The organism is Burkholderia humptydooensis, from assembly GCF_001513745.1.
Classification (GTDB): Bacteria; Pseudomonadota; Gammaproteobacteria; order Burkholderiales; family Burkholderiaceae; genus Burkholderia; species Burkholderia humptydooensis.
In genome coordinates, this window is sequence record NZ_CP013380.1 from 2,122,427 (window position 1) to 2,135,971 (window position 13,545).

A 13,545-nucleotide genomic window follows, 5' to 3' on the forward strand; every position below is an offset into this window, starting at 1 on the left:
TTTTTTGATACCCCAACAACGCGGCCAAGCTGGCAATTCCCAGTGGCGGCGAATTTATCGGTATCGCGCATCTCGAGCATGTCTACCGAGCTGCAGAGTAGCGTCGTCCATGACCGATTGCCCCCAGACCCTTCTACGAAGAGGCATTTTAGAAGTTTCTCGATGGGAGCCAAGGCACGGGTAATGTTCAGAATCGCTGAACGCGAAAAGGCGTCGGATCGACAACTGTGTCGACTGGAGCACTACTTGCGCGCGGCTGCCACGATCCCCCGGGTATACGCATGCCGAGGCGAATGCAATGTCTGAAGCGTCTCGCCACTCTCTACGATGCGCCCATTTTGCATGACCGCGATTCGATGCGCAGTCGTGCGCAGCACGTCGATGTCGTGACTGATGAGAACGTAGCTGAGCCCGTGTCGGCGCTGTAGATCGACAAGGAGTGCGAGTATCTGGTGCTGGACCGAGACGTCGAGTGCGCTGGTCGGCTCGTCGAGCACGAGAATGCGCGAACCGACGGCAAGCGCGCGCGCAATGGCAATTCGCTGCCGCTGTCCACCGGAGAACTCGTGCGGGTAGCGCGACGCGGCATCCGTCGGCAGGCCAGTTTCGGCGAGTAGTGCGGCGACACGCCCGCGCCGCACATCTGGCGTCAGGCGAGGATGATGCAGCGCCATCCCTTCGCCGATGATCTCGCCGACCGTCATGCGCGGCGGCAGCGAGCCGAACGGATCCTGAAACACCATCTGCACGTGTGCCGCGCGTGCCATGCGCGACTGCGTGTCTGCGTGGCCGAGCTGGGCAAAGCCGATGGCGCCGCCACGCGGCCGTAGCAGTCCGACGATGGTCGACGCGAGCGTGGACTTTCCGCAGCCCGACTCGCCGAGCACGCCGAGCGTTTCTCCCTCGCGAAGATGAAGATCGATTCCGTCGAGTACGTGCGACGTGTCGCTGCGCAACACGCCGCGCCAGCCGCGCGCCCGCATGCGATAGCCCGCGCGCAGCCCGTTGATTTCCAGCACGCGAGATGCGTCGACAGCGAGCGGTGCGAGCGTGCATTTCGGCGCACTGCCGAACAACATCCGTGTGTACGGATGCCGCTGCGTGGCGAAGAGCGTGTCGGTTTCACCGCTTTCGACGATTTCGCCGCTGCGCATCACGGCAACGCGGTGTGCGAAGCGTCGTACGAGATGCAGGTCGTGCGTGATCAGCAGCACCGCGAGTCCGGACTCCCCTTCCTGCAGATCGATCAGCAGATCGACGATTTGCTGGCGAATCGTGGCGTCAAGTGCGGTGGTGGGTTCGTCGGCGATCAACAGGCGCGGCTGGCACGCGAGCGCCATCGCGATCATTGCCCGCTGGCGCTGTCCGCCCGACAGTTGATGCGGAAAGCAATCGACCTTGCGCTCGGGTTGTGGAATGCCGGTGCGGCGCAGCAACGCGATGACGCGGGCACGTGCAGCGGCTCCGCGCAGGCCCGCGTGCAGACGAAGGCTCTCGCCGATCTGGCGACCGATGCTCCACACCGGATTCAGCGCACTCATCGGCTCCTGGAAAACCATGGCGATGTCGCGCCCGCGCACGGCACGCCATTGCGCGTCGGTATTGCCGAGCAGGTCCTTGCCGTCCAGGCGTACGCGGCCACTGATCGTGGCGCCGTCGGCGAGTCCCAGCATCGCGAGCGCGGTGAGGCTCTTGCCTGAACCGGATTCACCGACCAGCGCGACCCGTTCGCCCCGCCCGATCGACAGATCGAGGCCATTGACGACTGTGTGGGCGCCGAAGCGGATGTGCAGCTTTTCAACCGCGAGTATGGAAGTGTTCATGTTCGTGATGATCCGAAGGCGCCCGGCCGGCGAACGGAAAGCGATTCGCGCACCGCGTCGCCAATGAAGGTGAGCAGAAGCAGGGTGAGCACGAGCGCGGCAACGGCGGTTGCCGAGATCCACCACGCGTCGAGATGGCTCTTGCCTTCGGCGAGCAGTTCGCCGAGGCTCGGCGCGGGCGGCGGAACGCCAAGGCCGAGGAAGTCGAGGCTCGTGAGCGCAACGATGGCGGCGCTCATGCGAAACGGCAGATACGTGATGATGGGCGTAAGGCTGTTGGGCAGAATGTGCCGCCACATGATCTGCCGATCGGAGAGGCCGAGCGTGCGCGCAGCGCGCACGTAATCGAGCGAACGCTTCTGCAGGAACTCGCCGCGCACGTAATCGGAAAGCGTGATCCAGCCGAATGCGGCGAGCAGCACGAGGAGGAGCGGCAGGCTCGGCTCGAAGATCGACGAGAGGATGATGAGCAGATAGAGGTCGGGCAGCGCATTCCAGATCTCGATGAGACGCTGCCCGACGAGATCGACGCGTCCCGCGTGGTAGCCCTGCAGCGCGCCCGTCAGCACGCCGATCAGCGCACCCGAGAGCGTCAGCGCGAGGGCGAACAGGATCGAACTGCGAAAGCCATAGAGCACGCGCGCGAATACGTCGCGGCCGAATGCATCGGTGCCGAGCCAGTTTTCCCTGGAGGGTGGCGCGGGAAACGGTGTCGCCGCATGATAGTTCACGGTGTCGTAGCGATAGTGATCGGGCGCATAGAGCGCGAAATTGCCGTCGCGCGCGAGCTGCTGGCGGATGAACGGATCGAGATAGTCGGCTTCCGTCGGCAAGGTGCCGCCGAACCGTGTATCGGGGTACGTGAGCACCGTGGGGAACAGCCATTGGCCGTCGTATCTCACGACCAGCGGGCGATCGTTGGCGATGCAGCCCGCAAACAGGCTCGCGACGAAAAGCACCGCGAATGCGCCGAGGCTGGCAAAGCCGAGCCGGTGCACGCGAAAGCGTTGCCAGAAGCTTGCCGTGCGCCGGATCGATGCGATATCGGCCGCCGGAAGATGCGGTGCAGGCGGGCGTAGAGGGGTGATGGCTGCCATGATGGACGAGAGAGTCAATGGGCGTTGCCGCCGAAATGGATGCGTGGATCGATCAACGCATAGGCGATGTCGCCGAAGAGCTTCGCGACGAGGCTCGTCACGGTGAACACGAACAACGAGCCGAGTACGACCGGATAGTCGCGGCCGATAATGGCGTCGTATGAGAGGCGGCCGACGCCGTCGAGCGAGAACAGCGTTTCTATGAGCAAGCTGCCGCTCACGAACGCTGCGACGAACGCGGCCGGAAAGCCGGTGGCGAGCGGGATCAGCGCGTTGCGCAGCATATGCCTCCACACCACGCGCTGGCGCGACGCGCCTTTCGCGCGGGCGGTCAGCACATATTGACGCGCGAGCTCGTCGAGGAACGCGTTGCGCGTGAGTAGCGATACGACCGCGAGATTGCCCGTGACCGCCGCCGTGACGGGCAGGACCAAATGCCACAGCCGGTCCATGATGCGCGCACCGAAACCGAGCTGGCCGTAGCCGTCCGACGCGAGGCCGCCGAGGGGAAACACGTGCATGAACAGGTTGCCGCTGAAGAGTATCAACAGCAGCACGCCGAGCACGAAGCCCGGAATCGCGTAACCCGCGAGCAGCGCGAGGCTCGTCGCCAAATCGAACGGCGTGCCGCGTCTCAGCGCTTTCGCGATGCCGAGCGGTACCGAGATCAGGTACGTGAGCGCGAGCGCCCCGCCGCCGAGCGTGACCGTGACGGCCAGCTTGCTGACGATCAGGTCCCACACCGATCGATGCTGGAAGAACGACTGGCCGAGATCGAACCGCGCGTAGCGGCCGAGCATCCGCACATAACGCGTGAGCGGCGGCACGTCGAAGCCGAACTCGTGGCGGATTGCCGCGACCTGCACAGGATCGACGCCTTCATTGCCGTGATAGCCGTCACCGCCGCTTGTGCTTTCTCCGTGCAGCGACGTTCCCTGAAGGCGCGCCATGACCTGTTCGACGGGGCCGCCGGGCACGAACTGCATGATGATGAAGGTGAGGGTCAGCACGCCGAGCAGCGTCGGCACCATGAGCAGAAGTCTGCGACCGATGTACGCAATCATGGTTGCCTCACTTGCTTCGCAGCGGCGAGCCCGCTTGCGGATGCCACCAGCCGATGACCCAGTCGGCCCCGTCGTACTGTCGAGGCACGCTCGACGGCGGTGCGATGCGGGCATTCCATGCAATGCGCGCATGCGTGCTATGCCACTCCGGGACCATGACGCGTTCACTGAGCAGGACGCGATCGAGCGCGCGCGTCGCTGCGACAAGTTCGGTTTCGGATTGCGCGCGCTGGACGGCATCGATGAGCGCGTCGACGGCGGGCGAAGCCACGCCCGCATAGTTTTCCGAGCCGGGCGTACGCGCTGCCGCGCTGCCGAAGCGGCGCGCGAGTTCCGCGCCCGGGATGCTGGCCGGGCGATAGCCTACTGTAGTCATATCGAAGTCGAAATGCTTGAGCCGTTCGTTGATAACGGCCTGGTCCATGATGCGCAGACGCGCGTCGATTCCGAGGAGCCGCAGGTTGCGCACCACGATCATCAGGATGCGCTCCATCCCGCTGCCGTCGTCGAGCAACTCGACGACGAGCGGTGCGCCGGACGCGTCGCGCAGCACGCCGTCGCGGTACCGCCAGCCCGCGCTCGCGAGCAGGGCTTCGGCCCTTGCGAGATTGCGGCGCAGGTCGTGGGGGGCAGACGAGTCGGGTTGCGGCGGCAGCGGCCCGAACACGGCGGTCCGCACCTCGGCGCGCAGCGGCTCGAGCAGCGCCAGCTCGGCCGCGCCGGGTGCGCCCGTGGCCGCGAACTCGCTGTCGTCGAAGTAGCTGCGGGTGCGCGTGTATTGCCCGTAGAACATGTTGCGATTGATCCACTCGTAATCGAGCGCGAGCCCGATCGCCTCGCGCACGCGAGCGTCCCGGAACTTCGCACGGCGAAGATTGAAGACGAGGCCCTGCGCGCTGCTAATGCCGTGTTCGGGAAACTCACGCTTGTAGAGCGTGCGGTTCGTGAAACCCGGGCCGTCGTAGTTGTGTACCCATCGCTCGGCGCTGCCTTCGAAGAGCGCGTCGATCTCACCCGCGCGGAACGCCTGCAGCGGCACGTACGGATCGCTGTATAGCCGGAAGCGTATCGTCGAGAAATTGAACATGCCGCGGCGCACCGGCAAATTCGTAGCCCAATAGCGCGGATTACGCCGATAGACGATCTCGCGGTTGCTCGCGCGCGACGCGATCACGTAGGGGCCGCTCGCGAGTGGCTCGACAGTGGAGAGCTGATCGAAGCGTAGTGTGGCGCGGCCCGGCGAGCGTCCCCAATGGCGCGAAAACACGTAGAGATCGCCTGCCGTGAGCGCAGCGCGACGATCGGCGCGGCGGAACTCGAAGCGAACGGTGCGCGCGTCGACCACGACGGCGCCGCGGATCAGTGCGTAGCGGCTGCTGTAGACGGGGGACGCAGCCGGGTTCGTCAGGCAATCGAACGAGTAGCGCACGTCGTCGGCTGTGACGGGGTCGCCGTTCGAGAAGCGCGCAGCAGGGTCGAGATGAAACGTGGCCGAGAGACCGTCCGGGGCGAGCGATACGCGGTCGGCAAGCAGAGGGTACTGGATGCCGACTTCATCGAGACTGCGTTGCATCAGCGTCTCGAATGCGAGATTGAGCAGATCGGGCGCCGCATTGCCGCGCAGCAGGAACGGGTTCAGCGAGTCGTAGGTCGAGACTTCGCTGTAGTTCGCCAGCGTGAGCGTGCCTTCGCGCGGCGGGGCGGCGTCGGCATAGGCAAAGCGCGTCAGTGTGGCACGGGGCCGTGCGTCGCCGAACTCGGAGAGCGTGGTCTGCCAGCGGGGCGCTGGAGACGCGGCCGCGGCAGGCGAGAACCTGGCCTGAGCCGAGGCGGCGACGCACAGCGCGACGCACGCCGCGACACGCCATGCCGCGCGGTGCCCAGTGCGACGCGGATGGCGCATAAGCGAGCAACGGGGGCGTGTCATCAATGCTCCGGTTGCGTCACCAGCGACAGCTTCGCGATGCCCGCGCGCTGGATCGCACCCATCACTTTCGCGACGGGACCGTACGGCACGGTTTCGTCAGCCTGCAGCGAGACCGCGAGATCGGCATCCTGCTGCTTGCGCGCTTCGAGTTGGTTCTCCACCTGCGCAAGCGGCACTGGCTGCTTGTCGAACCATACGGCGCCGGCTGCGTCGACGCTCACCGCGAGCGGCTTCTTCGGATCGACGGAGGCTGTGGCTTCGGTCTTCGGCAGATTGACGTGTATCGCCTTGTTGAGCAGCGGCGCGGTGACGATGAAGGCGACGAGCAGGACGAGCATCACGTCGACGAGCGGCGTAATGTTGATTTCGCTGAGGACGTCGTCGTCCTGGCTGGAAGAAGAGAAGGCCATTATGCTGCGACCTCCTGCGCACGGGCGAACGACGCCGCGCTGCGTTCCGCGCGCGACGAGGCAGTACCTGCAACGTCCCCACCGTCGCCTGCGAGACGGAAATGATCGCGCTGCGCGAGCGCATAGAGATCGCCTGCGTGGTCGTCGAGGAGCGCCACCACCACCTTAACGCGGCGCACGAAGATGTTGTAGGCAAGCACCGCGGGCACGGCGACCGCAATGCCGATGCCGGTGGCAACGAGCGCCTCGCCGATCGGGCCGGCCACGACGGCGATGCTTGCCGACGCCGCGTGCGAGATCGCGCCGAGGGCATTGATGATGCCGAACACGGTGCCGAACAGGCCGACGAACGGTGCAACGCTGCCGACCGATGCGAGCCATGCGAGCGCGTGCTCGAGACGTCGGCGTTCGTGGCCGATCTGCCGCGCGAGCTGGCGCTCGAGCGTGTCTTGGCGGCTCCACAGATCTTCCGGTGTTTCGCCTGCGAATGCATGCGCGTCCGCGAGCGCATCGAGCGCGGCTTGCGTCACCCGCGCCTTGGGGCCTGCTTGCAGCGGACGCGCAGCGATTTCGCGCAGATTATTCGCGTCGGCGAGCACGGCGCTGGCGCGGTCGTCGGCGCGCGCCGCGCGCACATGCTGGATGGTCTTGACGATGATGATCGTCCAAGTGGCGATGGAAAAGAGACCGAGCGCCCACAGCGCGCCCTGCACAATGGTCGTAAGCGGAAGTGAATTCATGTTCAAACTCCTGATGAATCAGTCAAGCTGAAAATTCAGAGGGACGTCGACCCAGCCGTCGACGGGTGTCGTCCCGCGCTTGGCGGGCACGAAGCTCCAGCGACGCACGGCGGCGATTGCGGCGTCGTCGAGCACGCGATGTCCGCTGGAACTGCGCAGCTGGATCGAGTCGGGCGTGCCGTTCGCAAGCACATGCACGTGAAGGATGACCTTGCCCTGCCAGCCATAGTCCTGTGCGATTGCCGGGTAGGCGGGCGGGGGATTGCGCAGATAGGCGGCATCGCCGTCCGGCAGCGTCGTTTTTTCGGTGGGCGGCGACGTGGCTGCGCGCGGCGCTGCCGGCGGCGTCGCCACGGGCGAGTCCGCGGCAGCGGGCGAGGGTGCTGCGACCGGGGGCGGCGGCACGTTGGCGAGCGGCATGGGCGTTGCCGTTGGCACGGGGCGCGGGCGAGGAGGATGCGGGTTGCGCGCCTGCGGCAGCGGTTTCGGCGGCGCGACGGGGGCAGCCTTGGGCGCCTGCGGCAGCGGCGTGGGCGGCGCCGTCATTTCGAGCGCGATGGGCGGCGTAATGGGCGGCTTGTTCGCCGGTGCCGGCGCATGCAGCCACGTCCAGACGAATGCGGCATGCAGCGCCGCCACGCCGAGCGCGCATGCGAGCACGGTGCGCGAAGGAAAGGATGGGGCGTCAATCAGGCCGTGCGCGCAGGGCGAGCGTCGCCGGTCTTGCGAGCGAAGTTCGTCGAGCGCGTGCGTTTTGCGGCGCGGCATCATGAGCACAAGATACGTCGCCCGGCGGCGCTCGCCCTGCGCCGCGCCATCCCAGGAAAAGTGCGCGGCGCTCACAGGTCGAACCTCGCGTTGAGCGCCACCGTGCGTGGTTGACCGACGAAGATGTAGTCGGACTGCAGGAAGCCCCAGTAGTGACGATTGAAGATGTTGTCGACTTCGGCGCGCAGCGTGACGCCGTGCCCGCCAATCGTCGTGCGGTAACTCAGTCCGGCGTTGAAGAGCGTGTAGTTCGGCAGCACATATTGATTGAGCGCATCGGCCTTCATGTTGCCGAAATAGTGTGCTTCGGCGCTAGCGGTCAGCCCGGGCAGACCCGGAATGCGATCGCTGACCTGCAGCACGCCCTGCCAGCGCGGAATGCCTTCGAGGCGCTTGCCGACGAGATCGGCTTCGGTGTCGGTATAGGTTCCTGACAGCCACGACGCGCTTGCCGAGATGCGGAAACCCGCAGGCAGGTCGACACGGCCGTTCAGTTCGAGGCCCTCGATGCGCTCGGAACCGTTCGACACATAGACGTTTTGCGCATTGCCATACTCGGCGCCGCGCTGTATCCGGAACAGCGCCGCCGAAGCGCCCACCTTGCGGCCGTCATATTTCACGCCCACCTCGTACTGCTTGCTCTTGAGCGGCGACAGCACTTCGTTTGCGTTGGCGTAGGTCACACCGGCCGTTCCGCCGTCCTCGATCGCCTCGACATAGCTTGCGTAGAATAGCAGGTCGTTGCGCGGGCGGAACATCAGCGCGACCGTGGGCGTAGTGGGCGTGAGCGTATACGTCTTTGCTGCGGCGCCGGGCTTGGTCAGCGAGGTCTGGTGATAGCTCGTGTAGCGGATGCCGGCGAGGACGGACCAGTACTTCAGGAAGCTTAGCGTATCGCTCGCGAAGACTGATTTTTGCTGCGAACTGAAGTTGTCGAATTGGAGGCCGTAGTCGTATGTGCCATCCCATGTATGCGTGACGATCGGTTGGTAGAGGTTGTTGGCGCCGATGTCGGTGTAGAGCGACGCGGGCACGGTCTTCTTGCTGAGCCATTGTTCAGACGCGCCCACCACGATCTGATGATCGACCGGACCGGTCGAGAATTTGCCCTCGAGCGTGGCCTGTACCTGGTCGTAGATCGACGAACCGCGCGCACGATTCAGGAATGTATTGAAGTCGCCCTGTTCGTTGAGCAACCCGAGCCATTGCCCGGAGTAGCTGCGCTCGTCCTTGCTGTGGCTATAGTCGACGCCGGCTTTCCAGTCCGGATTGATCTGCCAGTGCAGGCCAGTCGTCGCGAAATAGACGTTCGAGTTGAACCACGTGTCGTTGTAAGCGGACAGATTCGTGCGGCCGCTCGGCGCACGAGGCAAAGCCTTGCTCGCATACGAATCGAGCATGAGATCCTGGATGCCGCCGCTGACCTTGCGCGATTGGTAGATGCCGTCGAACGTCCAGGTGAGGCCGCTTGCAAGACGCGCGTCGAGCGACAACGATTCGGAATTGCGAAGCACGTGCGATCCGTTATAGGTGTCGCCTTGCTCGTGCGTGATGTTGAAACGATAGCCGAACATGTGTCCGGGGCCGAAGCGGCCGCCGGTGTCGATGTGCTCGCTGAACACGCTGTCCGAACTGTAGCCGACGTCCGCGCTGAACGTGAATACATCGGTCGGCTTCTTCGTCACGAAGTTGACGATGCCGCCCGGGGCGCCGAAGCCGTACATGAAGCCGGAAGATCCCTTGAGCAACTGAATCGACTCAAACGATTCGACCGGCAATTCCACCGTCGTCATGTAGAACGGCAACCCGTTGATCTTGTAGCCGTTGTAGTCGTCGAGGGCAATGCCACGCACGTTGACCGAGTAGGCGTTGAACGAATAGGTGTCGCCGAGCGACATGACTGCGGCATCCTCCGCGAAGACTTTTCCAAGTGCTTTGACCTGGCGGTCCTCCAGGTCCTGTTGCTTGACGACACGCGTGGAGAACGGCGTTTCGAGGTCCGAGCGTGTGCCGAGTGCGCCGCTCGAGACTTGCGGTGCCCGCTGACGCGCGCCATTCACGGTCACGGTCGGGAGACTGCGAACCTTGTCGGTATCCTGGCGGGCGCCCTTGGTCGCGGGTGTCTGCGTGTCGGGCGTCGACAGGTTGGGCGAGACGGTGTCGGTCTCGGCGTGCGCAAGCGAGAGCGATCCTGTCCCGAACAACAGTACGGACAATATGTGCAGCTTTAAATTACTGTCTTTCATAATTAGGAATCCGATGTACATCATTTGACGCCGTGCATGAATTGATCGACCGGATCAGGATCTCACTCGCGCGCGGCCGGGAGGCGCTCTACGAAAGCACTCAGAATCTCGACGAAATGATCGAATGCCTGATCCGGGATGGATTGATCGCGCACGAACAGTTCCTGAAAGCACAATCCGCGGATGAAGCATGCAATCACGTAGCGCGTGAGCAAGGGGGTTTCGGTGCTGTCGATCGACGTGCTCGGCAGGGACGCGCTCACGTCTGAGCCGATCGAATGCGTGAGCAATGCAGCGTTGAATCGTTCGCGCAGGTCGTCGTCGTTGTGCAGAGCCCAGTAGAACTCTTGCGTCATCGGAAACGTTTCCTGCATCTGTGTGCGCCAGGCAACGACCTCCTCGCGTACAGTGGCTGTGACGTGAATGCGCTGCTGGAGCGAGGCCAGCTTGCCTTCCAGCCACTCGATGTACGACGCAACCAGAAGGTCGTTCTTGTGCGGGAAATGATGTAGAAGTGCGCCGCGAGAGAAGCCGGCCTGATTGCAAATCTCGTTGATCGATGTCTTTGCGAGCCCGATTTCCTTCATGCATCGCAGCGTGGCGTTGATCAGCGCGTGGCGGGTCGCGGCGCGGCGTTCGCTTTGCGGGCGTCGGTGGCGGCCCGTGACCGAGGACGTGGCAATGTTCATGAGGCTAATGTGTGCCGGAGGCGAAGACGCTCAACATGGCGCGTCGATACGAACGAGAATGAAACAGTACGTTCGGCATCTTAGTGAGCCCCCAGGGGTTCAGTCCAACGAGTTATCGTCACATACTTAGATATGAATCTCACGAATTCGTACTGTTTTTGGTGTTCCCGACCTGCAGGCGGCGCACGTGTGGATCGCGATCCGCGGCGCACGCAGCGAAGGCACTCGCCGCGCGTACCGGCGCGAAGCCGAACGGGTGCTGCTGTGGGCGATCGCTGTGAAGGGCAAGCAGCTGTCGTGCCTGAAATTGCTGAACTGCGCCGAATACTTCGTCCAGTTCCAGCGCGACCAGCAATCCTTCTCGCTCAGTCGCAGCGAAGTGCATAGCAAGCGCTAGGCGCTGCTTCATCCTCTTGGCGTCGAACGAAATGACGCAATATCGGAATGCGCCGCGCGTTGCGCACTTCGGTCAGGTATGGGATCGAGCCGATTCCAACGTACGCATTCAAGGCGCGGAAGAACGTGATCATTTCCGATGGCGGCGCCATCGCTTAACTGTTTAGTATATTGAAGCGACTCCGTGGGCATTGGGTGAGACGTGAATTCGATTTAACAATCGCTGGCATTCCCATTGACTGGTCAACCTGCGCAAATTCACGTATTGCCATATGATTAGATTTTGTCTTTTTCGACGAAGCGATTTAAATCACGACTCACGTCCAACGGTTTAATTAGTGCATGATGTAAAATGATTGTGAAATGGTTTGTAATCGCGACGTCATATTATTTGAATCACGCAGTCGCGGATCTGAGAGAGCAATAACGGCCGGGATTGCCTACCATGGGATGTCAGCATGAGCGGGGAAGTCTTGCTGAAGGCGCTGCGCGGCGGGCACGCGCAGTTCGATCGCATCGTCAAACTCGACACGCCGCTCGGCGACGACTGGCTGGTGCCGCTGTACGTCAAGATTCATGCGAGGCTCGGGCGCAATTTCGAGGTAGTCGTCGATGCGTCATCGGTCGTTGGCGACAAGATCAAGCTCAACGCACTGATGCTGCAGCCCGTCACGCTCTGGATTTGCCAGACAGACGGTGAATATCTGCCGATTCACGGCTACGTACAGCAGGTTCGGCGTCTGGGAAGTGATGGATCGCTCTCGTATTTTCAGGTCCGCTTCGCGTCTTGGTTGAGCTTCCTCAAACTGAGCAGTGACCGGCGAGATTGGCAGGAAAGCCGGAGATGCACCTGCAGACGGCGATCGAACAGCCGGAACGATCACAACACGAAATCGACGTCGTGGATCCGCGCGGCCATGCCGGACGCCGGCGCAAAGCGTGGGGACTACTTCCCGTTGCGCAAGGATGACCAGGTGCTCCTGGGATTCGTGAACGGCGATTGCGACCGGCCGGTGATCATCTCGAGACTGCATGGGGGCGCGACGATGCCTGTATGGCATACGCACGGCCTGCTGTCCGGCTTTCGGTCTCGCGAATACGGTGGCGACGGTTTCAACCAGCTCGTGATGGACGACTCGAGCGGCCAGAACCGGGTCCACCTGTACTCATCGAGCTACAGCTCTCACCTGCATCTGGGCTATCTGATCGAACAGTCCGACAACACGCGCGGAGCGTTCCTCGACAACGGGTTCGACCTGAAGTCCGGCGCACACGGCGCCGTGCGCGCCGAACAGGGGCTGTATGTTTCGACCCAGCCGGCCACCGCAGCCGCTGAACGTGACGGCTGCGACCGAGCCGCTCGCGAGCGCGGAGGCCGTATTCGACACTGTGTCGAAAGCCAGCGAAACAAACCGAGCTTAAAGCCTTCAAGACGGCCAGACCGCGCTGAAGTCGTTCACCGATGCGACGCAGCGCGCGGTCGCAGGTTCGACCAGCGGCGGCCGCACGGCCGGCGGCGGCACCGGCAATGCGAACGGCTTTTCGAAGCCGGTGATGCTATTGTCGAGCCCCGAGGGCATCGCCGCGTCGACGCAGCAATCGGTGCACGTCACGGCGAACCAGCATACGAACATGGTGGCCGGCAAGAACGTCAACCTTGCGGCCGGCAAGTCGCTACTGGCGAGCGTGCTCGACAAGATCAGCCTGTTCGCGCAGAACCTCGGCATCAAGATTTTCGCGGCGAAGGGGCCGGTGGACATTCAGGCGCAAAGTAGCACGGCGTCGCTGGTGGCGCTGCAGGATGTGAAGATCGAAAGCGCGGACGGGCGGTTGATTTTTACGGCCGCGAAAGAAGTGTGGATCGGTGCGGGCGGATCGTACATCAGCATCAAGGGCGGTTTGATCGAGAACGTGACGACTGGGCAGATTCTCGAAAAATGCGGAAGCTGGGACAAGCCGAGCGGCGCAAGCGGGACGATTCGCGATCCGCTGAAGCCCTCTCCCACCTCGTGGTACGGTGTGAGAGCGAGTGGGGCGGCGGCCTGGGTAAGTGGGAAGCGTTGTCGCCGCTCATGAAGAAACTGCTGTGGCTGTGGAAGACCGAGATCGAGCGGATCGGGAAATTGCAGTGGTGGGAGCAGGTCGTTGAAAAAAAGGTGGATGGTTTCCCGAAGGAACCGAACCCGTGGCATTTCCATCCGATTGAAATCGTTGGGAATTTCAAAGTCAGTGCCAGCACCGCGTTGGACGAACTTATAAGGAAGATCGGGGATATTATCGCGAGTGGCGAAGGGGAGTATGATGCCTATAACACCGAAACGAAAGGTGTTTCGGGCGGTCATGTCGGTCACTCTCACATACGCGGGGGTGCCCCTATGTGTTTCG

The 13,545-nt window shown here is 63.2% G+C and carries 10 protein-coding genes and 2 pseudogenes; 3 read left to right on the forward strand and 9 right to left on the reverse strand.

Annotated elements, in window-relative coordinates; all coding sequences use genetic code 11:
* Window positions 1–242: 242 nt before the first annotated feature.
* The 9 genes from AQ610_RS09630 to AQ610_RS09670 all read right to left on the reverse strand — a co-directional run bounded on the left by AQ610_RS09630 (window position 243) and on the right by AQ610_RS09670 (window position 10,764).
* Entirely contained in the window at window positions 243–1,823 is a 1,581-nt protein-coding gene (locus tag AQ610_RS09630; protein WP_006026758.1) for an ABC transporter ATP-binding protein, read from the reverse strand.
* Window positions 1,820–2,920: an ABC transporter permease gene (locus tag AQ610_RS09635; protein ID WP_006026757.1), complete on the reverse strand. Its 1,101-nt coding sequence runs from the start codon at window positions 2,918–2,920 to the stop codon at window positions 1,820–1,822. The genes AQ610_RS09630 and AQ610_RS09635 overlap by 4 nt, the downstream gene beginning before the upstream one ends.
* Before the next feature lie 14 nt (window positions 2,921–2,934).
* Complete coding sequence (locus tag AQ610_RS09640; RefSeq protein WP_009917248.1) at window positions 2,935–3,984, reverse strand: ABC transporter permease subunit; 1,050 nt, start codon at window positions 3,982–3,984, stop codon at window positions 2,935–2,937.
* Between the two features lie 7 nt (window positions 3,985–3,991).
* Window positions 3,992–5,887, reverse strand: coding sequence for an extracellular solute-binding protein (locus AQ610_RS09645; protein ID WP_006026755.1), 1,896 nt, complete (start codon window positions 5,885–5,887; stop codon window positions 3,992–3,994).
* 23 nt (window positions 5,888–5,910) lie between these two features.
* Window positions 5,911–6,321 (reverse strand): ExbD/TolR family protein, encoded by a 411-nt coding sequence (locus AQ610_RS09650; RefSeq protein WP_006026754.1) that lies wholly within the window; start codon window positions 6,319–6,321, stop codon window positions 5,911–5,913.
* Complete coding sequence (locus AQ610_RS09655) at window positions 6,321–7,061, reverse strand: MotA/TolQ/ExbB proton channel family protein (RefSeq protein WP_009917247.1); 741 nt, start codon at window positions 7,059–7,061, stop codon at window positions 6,321–6,323. The genes AQ610_RS09650 and AQ610_RS09655 overlap by 1 nt, the downstream gene beginning before the upstream one ends.
* Window positions 7,062–7,079: 18 nt before the next feature.
* Window positions 7,080–7,904, reverse strand: coding sequence for an energy transducer TonB (locus AQ610_RS09660; protein WP_006026752.1), 825 nt, complete (start codon window positions 7,902–7,904; stop codon window positions 7,080–7,082).
* Window positions 7,901–10,075 carry a TonB-dependent siderophore receptor gene (locus tag AQ610_RS09665; protein ID WP_197417868.1) on the reverse strand — a complete coding sequence of 725 codons (2,175 nt, stop codon included), beginning with the start codon at window positions 10,073–10,075 and terminating at the stop codon, window positions 7,901–7,903. The genes AQ610_RS09660 and AQ610_RS09665 overlap by 4 nt, the downstream gene beginning before the upstream one ends.
* 62 nt (window positions 10,076–10,137) lie before the next feature.
* Window positions 10,138–10,764, reverse strand: coding sequence for a TetR/AcrR family transcriptional regulator (locus AQ610_RS09670; RefSeq protein ID WP_006026750.1), 627 nt, complete (start codon window positions 10,762–10,764; stop codon window positions 10,138–10,140).
* Between the two features lie 187 nt (window positions 10,765–10,951).
* Here AQ610_RS09670 and AQ610_RS09675 point away from each other — a divergent pair, with 187 nt between their 5' ends.
* From AQ610_RS09675 to AQ610_RS38360, 3 genes and pseudogenes are all read left to right on the forward strand, one after another.
* The gene (locus AQ610_RS09675; RefSeq protein ID WP_006026749.1) at window positions 10,952–11,161 is read left to right on the forward strand and encodes a hypothetical protein; all 210 of its coding nucleotides are present in this window, start codon (window positions 10,952–10,954) and stop codon (window positions 11,159–11,161) included.
* A gap of 457 nt (window positions 11,162–11,618) precedes the next feature.
* A pseudogene (locus AQ610_RS09680) lies at window positions 11,619–13,236 on the forward strand (DUF2345 domain-containing protein).
* Window positions 13,149–13,529: pseudogene (locus AQ610_RS38360) on the forward strand (lytic transglycosylase domain-containing protein); the annotation flags it as partial. The pseudogenes AQ610_RS09680 and AQ610_RS38360, both read left to right, overlap by 88 nt.
* Between the last annotated feature and the right edge of the window lie 16 nt (window positions 13,530–13,545).